Origin of the sequence: Micromonospora trifolii (genome assembly GCF_022229005.1) — a bacterium.
Lineage (GTDB): Bacteria > Actinomycetota > Actinomycetes > Mycobacteriales > Micromonosporaceae > Micromonospora > Micromonospora trifolii.
In genome coordinates this window covers 25092-39570 of the sequence record NZ_JAKKFD010000001.1, presented here as the reverse complement: position 1 = coordinate 39570, position 14479 = coordinate 25092, and the positions used below count along the sequence as shown (strand labels likewise).

The 14479-nt window shown below is 72.7% G+C and carries 16 protein-coding genes; 3 read left to right on the top strand and 13 right to left on the bottom strand.

Annotated elements, in window-relative coordinates; genetic code table 11:
- Positions 1-89: 89 nt before the first annotated feature.
- From NIE79_RS00200 to NIE79_RS00180, 5 genes are all read right to left on the bottom strand, one after another.
- On the bottom strand, positions 90-1346 hold the full coding sequence (locus NIE79_RS00200) for an outer membrane protein assembly factor BamB family protein (protein WP_238676559.1): 1257 nt from the start codon (positions 1344-1346) through the stop codon (positions 90-92).
- 81 nt (positions 1347-1427) lie between these two features.
- The gene (locus NIE79_RS00195) at positions 1428-1910 is read right to left on the bottom strand and encodes an SRPBCC family protein (protein WP_238676558.1); all 483 of its coding nucleotides are present in this window, start codon (positions 1908-1910) and stop codon (positions 1428-1430) included.
- Positions 1911-2054: 144 nt separating this feature from the next.
- Positions 2055-2264, bottom strand: coding sequence for a DUF397 domain-containing protein (locus NIE79_RS00190; protein ID WP_238676557.1), 210 nt, complete (start codon positions 2262-2264; stop codon positions 2055-2057).
- Positions 2265-2432: 168 nt separating this feature from the next.
- A complete protein-coding gene (gene fahA, locus NIE79_RS00185) occupies positions 2433-3629 on the bottom strand; it encodes a fumarylacetoacetase (protein WP_238676556.1) in 1197 nt (398 codons plus the stop codon).
- Positions 3626-4495 (bottom strand): hypothetical protein, encoded by an 870-nt coding sequence (locus NIE79_RS00180; protein ID WP_238676555.1) that lies wholly within the window; start codon positions 4493-4495, stop codon positions 3626-3628. Before NIE79_RS00180 ends, fahA begins: the two co-directional genes overlap by 4 nt.
- 94 nt (positions 4496-4589) lie before the next feature.
- On the opposite strand from NIE79_RS00180, the gene NIE79_RS00175 reads away from it, so the two are divergent.
- Entirely contained in the window at positions 4590-5756 is a 1167-nt protein-coding gene (locus NIE79_RS00175) for a homogentisate 1,2-dioxygenase (protein ID WP_238676554.1), read from the top strand.
- Positions 5757-5905: 149 nt separating this feature from the next.
- On the opposite strand, the gene NIE79_RS00170 is transcribed toward NIE79_RS00175, so the two are convergent.
- The 4 genes from NIE79_RS00170 to NIE79_RS00155 are packed head-to-tail and all read right to left on the bottom strand — an operon-like array spanning position 5906 to position 8684.
- Positions 5906-6937: a tetratricopeptide repeat protein gene (locus tag NIE79_RS00170; protein ID WP_238676553.1), complete on the bottom strand. Its 1032-nt coding sequence runs from the start codon at positions 6935-6937 to the stop codon at positions 5906-5908.
- A 10-nt stretch (positions 6938-6947) separates the two neighbouring features.
- A complete protein-coding gene (ispF, locus tag NIE79_RS00165; protein ID WP_238676704.1) occupies positions 6948-7433 on the bottom strand; it encodes a 2-C-methyl-D-erythritol 2,4-cyclodiphosphate synthase in 486 nt (161 codons plus the stop codon).
- A 13-nt stretch (positions 7434-7446) separates the two neighbouring features.
- The gene (ispD, locus tag NIE79_RS00160; RefSeq protein WP_238676552.1) at positions 7447-8142 is read right to left on the bottom strand and encodes a 2-C-methyl-D-erythritol 4-phosphate cytidylyltransferase; all 696 of its coding nucleotides are present in this window, start codon (positions 8140-8142) and stop codon (positions 7447-7449) included.
- A 56-nt stretch (positions 8143-8198) separates the two neighbouring features.
- Positions 8199-8684, bottom strand: a complete 486-nt coding sequence (locus NIE79_RS00155) for a CarD family transcriptional regulator (RefSeq protein WP_007073334.1) — start codon at positions 8682-8684, stop codon at positions 8199-8201.
- A 328-nt stretch (positions 8685-9012) separates the two neighbouring features.
- On the opposite strand from NIE79_RS00155, the gene NIE79_RS00150 reads away from it, so the two are divergent.
- Complete coding sequence (locus NIE79_RS00150; protein WP_238676551.1) at positions 9013-9705, top strand: hypothetical protein; 693 nt, start codon at positions 9013-9015, stop codon at positions 9703-9705.
- A 9-nt stretch (positions 9706-9714) separates the two neighbouring features.
- Here NIE79_RS00150 and NIE79_RS00145 read toward each other — a convergent pair whose 3' ends face one another.
- The 4 genes from NIE79_RS00145 to NIE79_RS00130 all read right to left on the bottom strand — a co-directional run bounded on the left by NIE79_RS00145 (position 9715) and on the right by NIE79_RS00130 (position 13515).
- Positions 9715-10365 carry a hypothetical protein gene (locus NIE79_RS00145; protein ID WP_238676550.1) on the bottom strand — a complete coding sequence of 217 codons (651 nt, stop codon included), beginning with the start codon at positions 10363-10365 and terminating at the stop codon, positions 9715-9717.
- 24 nt (positions 10366-10389) lie between these two features.
- Positions 10390-11439, bottom strand: a complete 1050-nt coding sequence (locus NIE79_RS00140) for a type III polyketide synthase (RefSeq protein ID WP_238676549.1) — start codon at positions 11437-11439, stop codon at positions 10390-10392.
- Positions 11440-11533: 94 nt separating this feature from the next.
- Positions 11534-12700, bottom strand: coding sequence for an acyl-CoA dehydrogenase family protein (locus NIE79_RS00135; RefSeq protein ID WP_238676548.1), 1167 nt, complete (start codon positions 12698-12700; stop codon positions 11534-11536).
- 41 nt (positions 12701-12741) lie between these two features.
- Positions 12742-13515, bottom strand: a complete 774-nt coding sequence (locus NIE79_RS00130) for a class I SAM-dependent methyltransferase (protein ID WP_238676547.1) — start codon at positions 13513-13515, stop codon at positions 12742-12744.
- A gap of 46 nt (positions 13516-13561) precedes the next feature.
- Between NIE79_RS00130 and NIE79_RS00125 the strand changes: the two genes are divergently transcribed.
- Entirely contained in the window at positions 13562-14401 is an 840-nt protein-coding gene (locus NIE79_RS00125) for a UbiA family prenyltransferase (protein WP_372471359.1), read from the top strand.
- Positions 14402-14479: the final 78 nt, after the last annotated feature.

Here is a 14479-nt window from a genome sequence, read left to right as displayed (position 1 = left end):
CTTCCACCGGAAATCTGAACCGTGAAAAACGTACCCTTGCGACAAAGGGAATGGAACGGTTCGGTGTTCCGCTGTCGAAGACGCCACGATCAGGTGGCCGCCAGGATCACCGTCTCCCCGGTGTAGTAGTAGCGCCGGTCATCGCCGGTGGGATCGACCGGCTTGCGGAGCCGCTCGACAGCGACGAACCCGCCCTCGGCCGTCACCGCCCCGGGCGCCCAGCCGGTTCCGTCCGAGCCGACGTTGAGCGCGAAGCGGGACAACTGCCTACCGGTCACCGGATCCAGCGTCACCAGATCGTTCGTCTCGGTCAGCAGGTGCACCCGGCCAGGTTGCCCGGCCAGCACCCGGGGCGCGCCCAGGCCCGCGGACCGCCACAGCTCACTGCCCGTACGCGCGGATCGACCCACCACGACCCCGTCGAGCACGGCGACGGACTGCTCACCGACCAGCGCGGCGCCGGCCGGGTCCAACGCGGGAGCGGCGACCGGCGAACCGGCAGCCAACAACCAGCCCCGACCGCCCTCGTCGCCCGGCCCGGCGGTCCGCAGCCCCAGACAGTCCGACCCGCCGGTACGACAGCCGAGCGGCGTCACGACCAACCCGTCCGGGCCGCCCGGCGGCCGCCAACGCTCACGTACCTCGCCCGTCGCCGCGTCGCGGAACTCGACGGTGGCCGCCCCGGCGCAGGTGTCCAGACCGATCAGCAGCCCGGTGGCGCTGGTGCCGACATCGCTACGGCACCGGCCCGGCAGGTCGACCCGCCACAACTCCCGGCCGCCGCTCAGCTCGACCCCACGCGCCTGGGCATCGCCGGTCACCACCAGCACGATCCGCCCGTCGGGAAGGTCGGTGAGCTGGAGCCCTGACGCATCCCAGACGGCCACCGCCCAGGTACGACGCGCCGGCGCCGTGGTCTCGACGGGCTCCGGGCCGTCGGCTCGCCAGAGCACCCCGCCGGTCCGGGCGTCGAGTGCGACGAGTTGCCCGTCGGACCAGCGGCTGACCACAGTGCTGCCGCTGGCCACCACCCCGGTCAGCTCCGCCGGCCACCGCCGGTACGACCAGTACGGGCTGGTCCGGTACCGGCCGTCGACCGGCCGGTCGGCGTAGACCTGGCGGTGTGCGGCGTACACGCGCAGTCTCCCGTCGACGATCAACGGGGCGACCGGCAACCGACCGATCACTCCGGCAGCAGGTCGGGCCGGGGCCGGATAGTCCGCCCGCGCCACAGTGCTCACCTCTGCCGGTGCGAGGACCCGGTGGACGATGACCACGACGGCCGCCGTCGCGAGCAGCGCCGCGACCACGATCGCGAGCCGCCGTCGGCCTCTCGGGAACCTCATGCCGCACCTCCGCCCGGCACCCTACCCAGCGGATTGGGGCCGACCCCGGTCAGGTCAGGGCGAGAGCTGACCGCCTGGCGCTCAGGCGGCTTCGACGGAGCCGGTGGCACCGGCCGCGACGGCGAGATCGGCGAGATCACGCCAGAGCGCCGCCTCGACCGCCCGTGCGGCCAGCCCGCCGAGCAGTAGCGCCACCACCCGACCGTACGGAGCGGTCGGCACCGCCTCGTGGGTCACGGTGATCGCCGTGCAGCCCCGACGACGGCGGAGGACCGGCCGCAGGCTCCAGGTGATCCGGTAGTCCGCGCCGGTGCCGGAGGAACAGAGCACCAGTCGCTGCGGTGCGAGCGCCTCGACCACCAGGAACTCTTCGGTCAGCGTGCCGCCGCCCGGCTGGACCCGTTCCTCGCGCCACGAGGTGCCCGGACCGAACGACCCCGGCGTGAGCACCTCGATCGGGCCGGCTGCGGTCAGCCGGGCCGCGCGGCCGGGCAGGTCGGTCAGCAGACGCCAGACGTCGACAGCGTGCGCCTCGATGATCCCGGTAATCGCCACCGTCGACATGCCACCCTCCCGTGTCCCCGACGGTACGCGGAGTGAGGGCCGGACGGGGCCCCCGGGACGGAATTTCCACCACCCGGGGGCCACGCTGTCCGATTGGGCGGTCGCTCCGGCACCAGTCGTCGTCGACCAGCGCCGAAGCGCCGGTCAGTGCTCGAAGCGACCGGCCCGAATCGCGCCAATGAACGCTGTCCACCCCGGCGGGCTGACCGCGAGTGTGGGACCGGACTGGTCCTTGGAGTCGCGGACTCCGACCAGACCGTGGACGTCGACCAGGTTGTCCGCCACTTCCACGCAGAGCCCCTGGTCGTTTGAGCGGCTGCTGGTACGCCAGACCGCGCCCGCAAGATCGTGCATCGTCGTTACCTCCGTGTGCGTCGGGATGCCCCACCCCTGCGGCCGGGGCGTGGGCCCGGCCCGTGTGGGACGACTTGATCCGCGTGACCAACGGCGCAACGAGGGCTCTTGATCGCACCCGCTGTGCGATCAAGAGTCCCGTGGACGAGACGAATGGCGGGTGCCCGCTCAGCGGGCCGGACGAACCGTGCCGGATACCTCACCGAGGGCGATGGTGGTGCCGTCCGGGCCGGGGGCGGTGGCAGTGATGGTCACCGTGTCGCCGTCGTTGAGGAAGGTACGGCTCTCGTCGCCCACCTTGACCGGCTCGGCCCCGCCCCAGCTCAGTTCCAGGAAGGACCCGACCTGCCCGCGGTCCGGGCCGGAGACGGTCCCGGAGGCGTACAGGTCGCCGGTACGCAGTGAAGCCCCGTTGACGGTGAGGTGCGCCAACTGCTGCGCGGGGGTCCAGTACATGGTGGCGAACGGGGGCTCGCTGACCTGGTCGCCGTTCCACTCGACCGCCAGACGCAGGTCCAGGCCCAGGTGCGGCACGTCCCGCAGGTAGTCCACCACCGGCGGGTCCTGGTCGGGAGCCGGTACGAAGGCGTCGGAGAGGGCGTCCAGCGGCGTCACCCAGGCCGAGACCGAGGTGGCGAACGACTTGCCGAGGAACGGGCCGAGCGGCTGGTACTCCCAGGCCTGAATGTCCCGGGCCGACCAGTCGTTGACCAGCACCACCCCGAAGACGTGCTCGGCGAAGTCGTCAACGGAGACCCGATCGCCCAACGCGCTGGGTACACCCACCACGAAGCCGACCTCGGCCTCGATGTCGAGGCGTACCGATGGGCCGGTGACCGGGCCCTCGGCGGAGGCCCGCTGCCCGGTCGGCCGGGTCACCGGCGTGCCGGAGACGACCACCGTGCCGGCCCGCCCGTGGTAGCCGATCGGCAGGTGCTTCCAGTTGGGCAGCAGCGGCGGCTGGCCGGGGCGGAAGATCTGCCCGACGTTCGCCGCGTGGTGTTCAGAAGAGTAGAAGTCGACGTAGTCGGCCACCTCGATGGGGAGCAGCAGCTCCACGTCGGCGAGGGGCACCAGCAGCGGCTCCACCGCGGCCCGGTGCGCCGGGTCGGTCAGCAGCTCGGTGAGCCGCTGCCGCACCGCCGTCCATTGCGGACGACCCAGGGCCATGAAGTCGTTGAGCACGGGCCGGCACAGCGTGCCGGCGGCCAGCACCAGCTCGGCGGCCTCCGCCGCCGCGAGGTCGAAGACCCAGGACCCGATCCGTACGCCGATCCGCGACGGACCCCCGTTTCGCCGGAACACCCCGTACGGCAGGTTCGTCACCCCGTACGGCGAACCGTCGGCGCCGGTCACCCAGGTCATGCGTCGTAGCCCCCGTTCACCAGCCCAAGCCGGATCAGATCGGTCAGTGGTTCCAGGATGCTGCACGAGCCGAAGCCCACCCACAGGGGGCGAGGCCCGTCCAGCCGTGCCGTCGTGCGCTGCACCAGGGGACGCGGGTCGACAACTGTCAGCAGCTCGGCGACCGAGCGCACACCGTCACCGTCGGCGGCGGCCAGGGTCGCGGCCAGCACGTTGGCGTAGCCGTGGTGGGTGAACCCGGTCTCCGGGTCCAGGTGTCGGATCGCCTGGTGCAGCCCGGCGGTGAGTTTGAACGGCAGGCCCCGGTCCCGGCAGGCGCAGATCACGGTGGCCAGCTCGGTCGGGGTGGGGAAGAGTTCGGCGGCCAGCCCGCCGGTGCGGAACTTGGCCGCGATCGGCGCCCCGTCGGCCCGCGCGGCGACGAGCGCGTCCAGTGCGCCCATCAGCCCGAAGGTCAGCGGCAGTTCGGCGTAGACGGTTTCCACGCCCGGCAGCTCGTCGGTCAGCCGCAGCAACTCGGCGATGCCGGGCAGCGGGTCCTCGCCACGCTTGGCGACCGCCACCTCGACCTGACGCGCGGTGACGCCGTCGGGGGCGAGGAACGACAGCGCGAACGGCAGGTTCCCGATCCCGGTGTCACCGATCACGCCGACCACCAGGCCCTCGCCCGGGTCGACGAGACCGCTCAGCTCACCGGCGGCCACGTCCGAGGCGGGGATCAGCAGCGGACCGACCAGGTCGGCGTACCAGGCGGCGCGGTGCTGGCGGTGGGCGGCCAGGGCGTCGTGCAGCGCGGCGCTGCCCGGTGGGAAGACGGCGGCGTCGTCCACCAGGCCGTGGAGGAGTGCTGGCACCTGCGTTGACACGGAACAAGAATGTACGGGACGCTACGAGGAACGGACAACAGCGTCCGATTATCGGACGCCTTCGGCCGGTGAACGGGAACTATCGGGAGGCGAGATGCCGTATTACCGCAGCGTCGGCGAGGTGCCGCGCAAGCGCCACACCCAGTTCCGGCAGCCCGACGGCAGCCTCTACGCCGAGGAGCTGATGGGCCAGGAGGGCTTCTCCTCCGACTCGTCCCTGCTCTACCACCGGCACGCGCCCACGGCGATCCTGGCCGCCGACGAGTTCACCCCGCCCGCGTTCACCCGGGCGCCGAACCTGCCGCTCAAGCCCCGCCACCTGCGCACCCACAAACTGGACACCGGCGGTTCCGACCCCATCCTCGGCCGGCAGTACCTCCTCGCCAACGACGACGTCCGGATCGGCTACGTCCTCGCCGACCGGCCCTCACCGCTGTTCCGCGACGCCACCGGCGACCACTGCCTCTACGTCGAGTCCGGCACCCTGCGGGTCGAGTCCCCGTTCGGGGTGCTGGACGCGGTCGCCGGCGACTACGTCGTCATCCCCACCTCGACCATCCACCGGCTGGTGCCCACCGGCGACCAGCCCGTCCGGCTGCTCGCCGTCGAGGCGTCCGGGCACATCGGCCCGCCCAAGCGCTACCTCTCCGTACGCGGCCAGTTCCTGGAGCACTCGCCGTACTGCGAGCGGGACGTCCGCGGCCCCGAAGCCCCGCTGCTGGTCGACGGCGAGGAGGTCGAGGTGCTGGTCCGCCACCGGCGCGGTTGGACCCGCTACGTCTACGCGAACCACCCGTTCGACGTGGTCGGCTGGGACGGGCACCTCTACCCGTGGGCGTTCTCCATCCACGACTTCGAGCCGATCACCGGCCGCATCCACCAGCCCCCGCCGGTGCACCAGACCTTCCAGGGGCCCAACTTCGTCATCTGCTCGTTCGTGCCCCGCAAGGTCGACTACCACCCGCAGTCGATCCCAGTGCCGTACAACCACCACAACGTCGACTCCGACGAGATGCTCTTCTACACCGGGGGCAACTACGAGGCGCGGCGCGGCTCCGGCATCGAGCAGGGCTCGATCTCCCTGCACCCGTCCGGTTTCACCCACGGCCCCCAGCCGGGTGCCGCCGAGCGTTCCATCGGCGCGGACTACTTCGACGAACTGGCCGTCATGGTCGACACCTTCCGCCCACTGGATCTCTGCGACGCAGCCAGCGCCTGCGAAGACGAGGGGTACGCCTGGACCTGGGCGCGTCGCGGCTAGCCCCCGCCCGGCCCCACCTCGCCCCGCCCCGCCCTCCGCCGGGGTCGATCAGGGAGTTGTGGTCGGCGACAAAGAGCCCACGAGATCACAAAACAGGCACCACAGCCCCATGATCGACACGGATCAGCCCGCCCCTTCCGTGCCGAGGGTCAGGGGCGGATGGCGGTTCTGGTGAAGATGGCGAACTCGGCCACCGCCGCCACGGCGATGGCCAGCACCAGGGGCCACGGGGAGCCGACCATGGCGTACACCAGCAGCAGCAGCGGCGCGGCGGCCACGGCATAGATGGCCAGGGCCATCGCCCGGTCCGAGTGCAGCAGGGTGGGCAGGACGGTCCGGGTCAACCCGGGCAGCCGGGCCGCGAGCTGCCAGACGATGACCCCGCCGGTGAGCGCGGCGAGCACCGCCAGGACGCGGGAGAACCCGTCGCTCGCCGACGCCGTGAACGCGACCAGCACCGCCGCGACCAGCGACCAGCCCGCGCCGTAGAGCACCAGGCGGTGCAGCCCGTACGCGAGGGTCCGTGGTGAGTCGATCCGGCTCGGGCTGACCGTCACCGCCTCGGCGACGTGCTCCAACGCCTCCGACCAGCGGCGCTGCTCCAGCCGCATGACCCCCACGTCGTGGCCGGCCTCGCCGATCCGCGGGTCGAGCCGCAGCGCCTCGCGGTAGGCCCGCTCGGCCAGGTCGAACAGGTCCAGGCGGGCGGCGACCAGGCTGAGCACCAGGTGCGCCTGCGGCTCCTGCGGGGCCAACTCGACACCGCGCCAGGCCGCGTTCAGAGCAGGCTGACCGTTGCGGGCGCCGGCCAGGATCGCCGCCGCGCTCCGCTGGGCGTACGCGTCGGCCGGGCCGAGGGCGAGGATCCGGTCGGCGGTGGCCGCCGACTCGCTGTAGCGCTCCAGATCGGCCAGGGCCATGCCCCTGGCGACCAACGGCGGCAGAGCCTCCGGCGCGGCGGCCACTGCCGTGTCGGCGGCGGTGAGCGCCTCGGCGGGGCGGTCGGCGGCCAGGTGCACCCGGGCCAGCATGGTCAGCGCGTCCACGTCATCCGGCTGGAGGGCCAACCCGTAGGCCAGCTCCCCGGCCGCCTCGTCGTAGCGGCCGAGTTCGGCGAGGAGTTGGGCCCGCTGGACGTAGCCGTCGGCGGCGGACTGGTCGGGGGCGGGGTCGCTGGACATCGCGGCGAGCTTAGGCGGCCGGCGCGTCGTACACCAGGGCCACCGCGACCCCGGCCAACCCTTCTTCGCGGCCGGCGAAGCCGAGCCCGTCGGTGGTCGCCGCCGAGACGGTGACCGGGGCGCCGACCGCAGCGGAGAGGACTTCCTGCGCCTCCGCACGGCGCCGCCCGATCTTGGGGCGGTTGCCGATGACCTGCACTGACACGTTGCCGATTTCCAGGCCGGCGGCCCGCACCCGGCGGGCCGTCTCGGTCAGCAGTGCCACCCCGGACGCGCCGGCCCACTCCGGTTGGTCCACCCCGAAAGCGGAACCGAGATCACCGAGACCAGCGGCGGAGAGCAGCGAATTGCAGGCGGCGTGCGCGGCCACGTCGGCGTCCGAGTGCCCGGCGAGGCCGTCCTGGTCGGGCCAGAGCAGCCCGGCCACCCAGCATGGCCGGCCCGGCGCGAACGCGTGCACGTCGGTGCCGATGGCCACCCGGGGAACGATCATGATCAGAGAGTACGCGTCAACCGGCCGTGGCAAGCAGATGCTCGGCCAGAGCCAGGTCGAACGGTCGGGTGATCTTCAGGGCGTACTCCGAGCCGGGCACACAGCTCACCGCGACGCCCTGCTTCTCGACCAGCCCGGCGTCGTCGGTGAGGGAGCCACCGGCGGCGGCGTGGGCGGCGCTGAGCACGGCCCGACGGAAACCCTGCGGGGTCTGCACCGCGCGCAGGGCGGACCGGTCGACGGTGCCGAGCACCACCTCGTCGGCGCCGACCTCCTTGATCGTGTCGACGACCGGCAGGACCGGGATCACCGCGTCACGCCCGCCACGGACGGCAGCCGCGACGGATTCGACCAGCTCGGGTGGGGTGAGCGCCCGGGCGGCATCGTGCACCAGGACGATCGTCGGGCCGGTGGGCACCGCGGCCAGCGCGGCGGCGACCGACGCCTGTCGTTCCGCACCGCCGGGCACCACGATCACCGATGCGACCGGAGCCAGCATCTCGCGGACGGCCTGCACCTCGGCGGCCGGCGCGGCCACCACGATGGTGTGCACCGACGGCGCGGCGGCCAGTCGACGCACCGCGTGCACCAGCAGCGGTTCACCGGCGAGCAGGCGCAGCGCCTTGGGTAGGCCGGGGCCGAGCCGTACGCCGGCGCCCGCCGCAGGCACGAGGACCGCGACGTCACCGCGCGGGTTGAGCTGCGCGGTCACGTCGCGGTCCTCGGTGGTTTCTTCACTATGAAGTGGGTACGACGATGCTGTGCGGACTAGGCCTCGGTGAGGACCTTGTCGAGCAGCGTCTCCGCCTCATCCTTGGTGCTCTTCTCAGCCAGCGCGACCTCGCCGACGAGAATGTCGCGGGCCTTGGCGAGCATCCGCTTCTCGCCCGCAGAGAGGCCCCGCTCCCGCTCCCGGCGCCACAGGTCACGCACGACCTCGGCGACCTTCAGCGGATTGCCGGAAGCCAGCTTTTCCAGATTGGCCTTGTAACGCCGCGACCAGTTGGTCGGCTCCTCGGTGTGCGGAGCCCGCAGAACGTCGAAGACCTTCCCGAGGCCCTCTTCGCCGACCACCTCACGCACGCCCACGATCTCGGCGTTCTCGGCCGGCACCCGGACCGTCAGGTCACCCTGCGCGACCCTCAGGACGAGGTATTGCTTAGGCTCGCCCTTGATGACCCGAGTCTCGATTGCCTCGATGAGTGCGGCCCCGTGGTGGGGGTAAACAACGGTCTCGCCGACACTGAAAACCATAGGTTCGAAACCCCTTTCGCTGTGTCTAGGGTAACACGCTCAGGCACCGATGTCTCACCGATGTCCTGACCGTTGGCGCAGCTCAGGGGCCCTGTGAGAGGTCTTGCTTCAGCTTGACAGGCGGTCAAACCGATGGTTCGAACACGCTCCGTAACGCGGAAATGACTGCCCGGTACGGGTGAACAGAACGTCGAGATCAAGGGCTATGCGCTCCTCCCATGGTAGCCCGGCCAGCAGGACCGCGCCCAGATGTAGCGGGAGGAGCCCCTGGTGCGCGACCCTGGAGACCGAGCCGCACTCCGCTCTCGAGACGCTTCCAGGAGGTCCGATGGGCAAGCCGGACGCAGAGGGTCACGGGCCAGCCGACGGCCTGCCGGGCCTTCCGCCCGAATGGGGCCGCGTGGTGGTTCCCGACGACGCCTCCGCGCTGGCCGCCGAGGCCGCCCAGGTCCGCCGTGAGCTGCGCCGGGCCGGCGGACTCCCGGGCGGTCCCCGGGCTCTGGGCCTGCCGCTGCTGGTCCTGCTGGTAGCGGTCCTCACCACGCTGGCCGGCCTGCTGGTGGTCACCTGGCCGCGAGCCAACCGCGGTACCGACCGGCCGACCCCGGCCCCCTACGCGCCACCAGCGACCCTCGTCGGTCGGGCGCTGCCCGCACTGGACCTGGTCGACGCGGACGACGCGACAGTGCCACTGCGCGGCCTGCTGCCCGCCATGATCATCCTGTTGGACGGCTGCCCCTGCCCGGACCGGGTCACCGACGCCCTTGCGGCCGCCCCCGCCGGAGTCTCGGTGGTCACCGTCACCGGCGGGCGGACGGCCCCGGCCGGGCCCACCATCGGGCGGCAGGCTCGCGCCCTGGCCGACCCCGCCGGAGGCCTGCGGTCGTTCCTCGGTCAACCGGCCCGCCCCGGCGCCGCGACCGCCCTGCTGGTCGATCGGGCCGGCACAGTGACGCGGGTGCTACCCGACCTGGGCACTGTCGAGTCCTACCGGAGCGACCTGAGCGCCCTCGCCGCCTGAGCGGCCCTGCTAGCGAGGGGGCAGGGCGACGAGCTGCGCCTGGATGTCGATGGGCCGGTCGACGGCCGACAGCGACACCCGGAACGGCCCGGCGTCGGGCAGCACCTCGGCATTGGCGATCGTGCCGTCGCAGTCGATGCGCACCGGACCGTTGATCTTGGCTCCGTCGGTCGTGAGCGCCAGCGTGCCGGGGCGGGTGCACTGGTACTGGAGCAGGTAGCGGGCACCGTCGTTGCCTGCCTGCCGGGTCACTTCCTGGCCGGGGGCGAGGTCCCGCTGCTCCCGCCAGATCGTGTGGTAGAACACGGGCAGGTCGCCCGGGGCGAAGAGCGCCCCGGGATCGCCCTCGATGTCGCTGATCGAGCCCGTCTCCGGGTCGATCACCAGCCGCGGGCCGCTTTGCACCCGGAGGACCTCGCCGGTGTTGGGGTCCATCCGCACCGTCAGCCGCTCATCAGGCTCCTCAGCCGCGAGGAGACGTTCCATTGGGGTGCTCACACTCGGACCGACCGATGGCACCGCCGCCGCCGAAGGGACAGCCGCCCCGGCCGTCGACGCGGGCGCGGCGGCACGCCACCACCAGCCACCGACGGCCAGGACGACCACCGCAGCACCAAACAGCACCACCGAGCGCAGCCGGTCGTCCGCCGTCGCATCCACTCCGTGAGCGTACCGGCCGGAGGCTCAGTCCTGTCGATCGAGCAGGGCGGCGTACAGGGTGAGGCCGGGGCCGAAGGCCAGCATGACGATGCGCCGAGCCGCCGGTGTCGCCCGACCCAACCGGTCCAGGATCAGCAGCACTGTCGGCGACGAGCAGTTGCCGTGCTCGTCGAGCGTCGCCCGGGACGCCGCCAGCCCCAGCGGGGGCAATTCCAGCTCCCGCTCGACCACGTTGAGGATCCGTGGCCCGCCCGGGTGCACCGCCCAACCGTCCACCTCGGAGCTGGTGACGCCGTGCCGGGCCAACAGGTCGTCGACCAGCCCGCGAACGTGCCTCGACAGCACCTGCGGCACCTTCGGCGACAGCCCCATCCGGAACCCCGCGTCGGTGACGTCCCAGGTCATGTGGTCGGCGGTAGAGGTGTCCGTGACGGCGGTGACCTCGCGCACCGCGTACCCCGAGCCGCCCGGCACGATCACGGCGGCGACCGCCGCGTCCGAGAAGAGCGCGTGGGAGACGATCTGCTGGGTGTCCACCCGGGCACTGGACGGCTGGATGTGCAGGCTGGTCAGCTCCGCGCAGAGCAGGAGCGCCGGCCGCCCCCGGGCGGTGACGAAGTCACTCGCCGCGCCGAGCCCGGGCAACGCCGCGTAACAGCCCATGTGGCCGATGAACATCCGCTGGGTGTCAGCGGCCATGCCCAGGTCCCGGGCGAGCAGGATGTCCAGCCCGGGGGTGGCGTACCCGGTGCAGGAGCAGACGATAAACAATCCGACGTCGCCGGCGCTCAGCCCGGCGGCGGTCAACGCGCGACCCACCGCCTCCTTTCCCAGCGGCAGGGCCTCCACCTGGTAGCGGCGCATCCGGCGCTCGGTCGGCCAGTCCGAGACGTCCTCCAGCAGCGGGTTGACCGCAGCCTGTCGCCTGGTCACCCCCGAGTTCGCGAAGATTCGTTGTGCCAACGCCCTGGTGGTGCCGGTGAAGTGCCGGGAGAAGAAGCCCTCCCACAACTCGTCCTGCGAAGCGGATGGCGGCTGTGCAATCCCGAGCCCCGCGATCACTGGTACGGACACGATCCCCACCTCTCGTCAGATGCTGTCCTCCCCCTGGCCGTCCCACCAGCCACCTCGACTGGTCGTCCTTCCGTGCGAGCCCGGTGCGGCGGGCTCACCAACGCGGTGCCGATCCGTCACGATCCGGGTCGCCGCCCAGCGCGGCGATGCCGAGCCAGTCGGCGCAGACATCCGACGTGGCCGGATGCAGTGAGCCGCAGCGGGCGTCGCGGTAGAGCCGCTCCAACGGATGACCACGGCGGGTCGCCGAGGTGCCCGCCGCCTCCAGCACCGACGCCGCCACCTCGGCGGCCGTGGTGCCGGCGAGCAGCTTCGCCCGCCACACCCAGCGGTTGGTCTCCTCGTCACCGGGCGCCTCGTCCACCCGGCGGGCCGCCTCGGCCACCACCAGCTGCGCGGCGGCGGTCGTGGCGTCCGCTCGCCCCAGCCGGGCCCGCACCGCCGGCAGACCGGCCAGGTTGCGGGCGTTGAGGTGCTCGGCCGCCGCGTCGATCGCCGCGCGGGCCACCCCCACGTAGACGGCCGCGTAGCTGGCAACCAGCCAGTGCGGCATCAGTTGAGCCACCACCAGCGCCAGCCCCTCCACCCCACCGAGCAGCCGGTCGGCGGGCACTGTGACGTCCAGGTGCAGGTCGTGCGAGGAGGTGGCGCGCATGCCGAGCGAGTCCCAGGTCGGCTCCACCGTCAACCCGTCGCCGGCCGGCACCAGGAACTGTGAGACCACCGACTGGTCGGCCGCGCTGCGCGCCGCCACCAGATAGCCGTCCGCGTGCCCGGCACCGGAGCAGAAGGTCTTGCTGCCCTTGAGGTGCCAGCCGCCGTCGGTCGGCTCGTACGCAGTGGTCAGCTGGGACAGCCGCGCGCCCGCGCCACGCTCGCTCATCGCGACCGCGTACCAGGAGCCCTGGGCCGCCGCGCTGAGCAGCCGGTCGCGGGCGGCCAGCGCCTCGTCCGGTACGCCCAGCGCCTCGGCCAGTTCCTCGGTGACCGCGCCCAGCGCGCCGGTCACCGAGGCGTGCATGTTGAACACCAGGGCGGTCGCACCGTTGCCCCGGGCAAGCTCAGTGGCCACCGCGGCGTACTCGGCGAAGGTGGCACCCAGACCGCCGAGTGCCCTGGGCACCATCAGCCCGAACAGGCCGGCCTCGCGCAGGTCGGCGAAGTCGTCCACGGGGAAGGAACCATCCCGGTCGTGCTCGGCCGCCCGCGCGGCGAACCGCGGCGCCAACCGGCGTGCTGCCTCAAGCGCGTGCACCGTCATCTCGTTCCTCCTCGGCGTTCCATACCCCCGCCACTGCCGGACTATCCTTTGCGGATCCCCCGGCCCTGGTAGAGCACGGCGGTGGAGCGGGTCGGCACGATGCGCGGCGCGCGTCCGGCGGGCGACGCACCGGCCGTTCGGCGGGCGCGGGCGCGGCGCAGCAGCCAGGCGATCATGCCGCCGACCTGCGGGCGGATGCCCCGCAGACTCAGGTCGACACCGTGTCGGGCGCACTCGGCCACCAACGCCCGCGCGTCCACGAACAACTGTGGATCGTGGATGCCACGGGGGACCGTCGGCAGCCGTTCGGCGATCCGGACCGCGACGAGCCGGGCCACCGCCGTGTCGTTGAGGGTGTCCAGCACCAGCACGCCACCGGGGCGCAGCAGCCGACACGCCTCGGCCACCGCGCGCGGCCAGGCCGGCACGTGCTCCAGCAGCTCACCCGCCGAGACCACGTCGGCGCAGCCGTCGGGCAGCGGGACCGCCGTGGCATCACCCTGGACCACCCGCACCCCGTGCTCGGCCGCCTGGACCAGCGCCGAGCGGGTCAGATCCACCCCGACGTGGCGGTAGCCCTTGCCGGCCAGGTGTGGCGCGAGCAGGCCGGCGCCGCATCCCAGATCGACGAGCAACGCGTCCGGACGGGTGGCCGGCGGCACCAGCGCGGCACGGGCCTCGGCCAGCCAGTGCAGCATCGCGAACGCGCCGTCGGGCCGCCACCACTCACCCGCCAGATCGTCGTACTGACGCGGATCGTTTCGCGGCAACACCCTCGGACCGGTGGGCGCCCCGGCCGCAGCCACGTCTCGCATGGAACCGAGCGTGGCACGACTGCTCGGTAACGACCAGACTTCCCTTATGTCGTCGAGGGTGTTAGGGCTGGTCAGAGCGAGCCATCCGGAACCGGCCGCAGCGGTGACCACGGTGGCCGGTCTGCTGGCCTGGGGAGTGGGCCACCGGCCGGCCGGAATCGTCTCGGTGGTACTCGCCGTGCTGGCCAGCCAACTCGCCGTCGGCTGGACCAACGACGCGCTGGACGCCGAGCGGGACGCCACTGTGGGGCGTACCGACAAACCGGTCGCCAGTGGCGCGGTCGGTCGACGCGTGACGGCCTGGGCCGCAGCGGCGGCCGCTGTGGCCTGCCCGCTGCTGGCGCTGACCACCAACCCGGTGGCGGCGTTCTGGCTGACACTCGCCCTGGTCTCCGCCCTGCTCTACGACTGGCCGCTCAAGGCGACAGCGTTCTCGGTGCTGCCCTACGCCGTGTCGTTCGGCGCGCTGCCCGCCTTCGTGGTGCTGGCGCTGCCCGGTCAGCCGGCCCCGCCGGTCTGGCTGGTGACGGCGGCGGCCTGCCTGGGCGCCGGCGCCCACTTCGCCAACGTGCTGCCCGACCTGGCCGACGACGCCCGCACCGGCGTGCGCGGCCTGCCCCATCGGCTGGGCGCCGCCGGCAGCCGGGTGGCAGCGGCGGGTCTCCTCCTCGCGGCGACCGCGACACTTGTCCTCGGACCACCCGGGCCGCCGTCGGCGATCGGCTGGGCGGCGGTCGGCACGGCCGCCGTGGTGCCGCCGCTGAGCTGGTACGCCGGGCGCTCGGCGATCCGGGCCGGCCGGCGGCCGGTGGCGGCCTTCCGGGCGGTGATGCTGGTGGCCCTGATCGACGTGGTTCTGCTGGTGGCGAGCGGTCGGGTGGTGTGAACGCCACCCGGGCAGGTGGCATTGCCGGGTCCGCGTGCGGGCCTCGATCAGTCCCAACTACCCTGGAGCGCGGTCTGC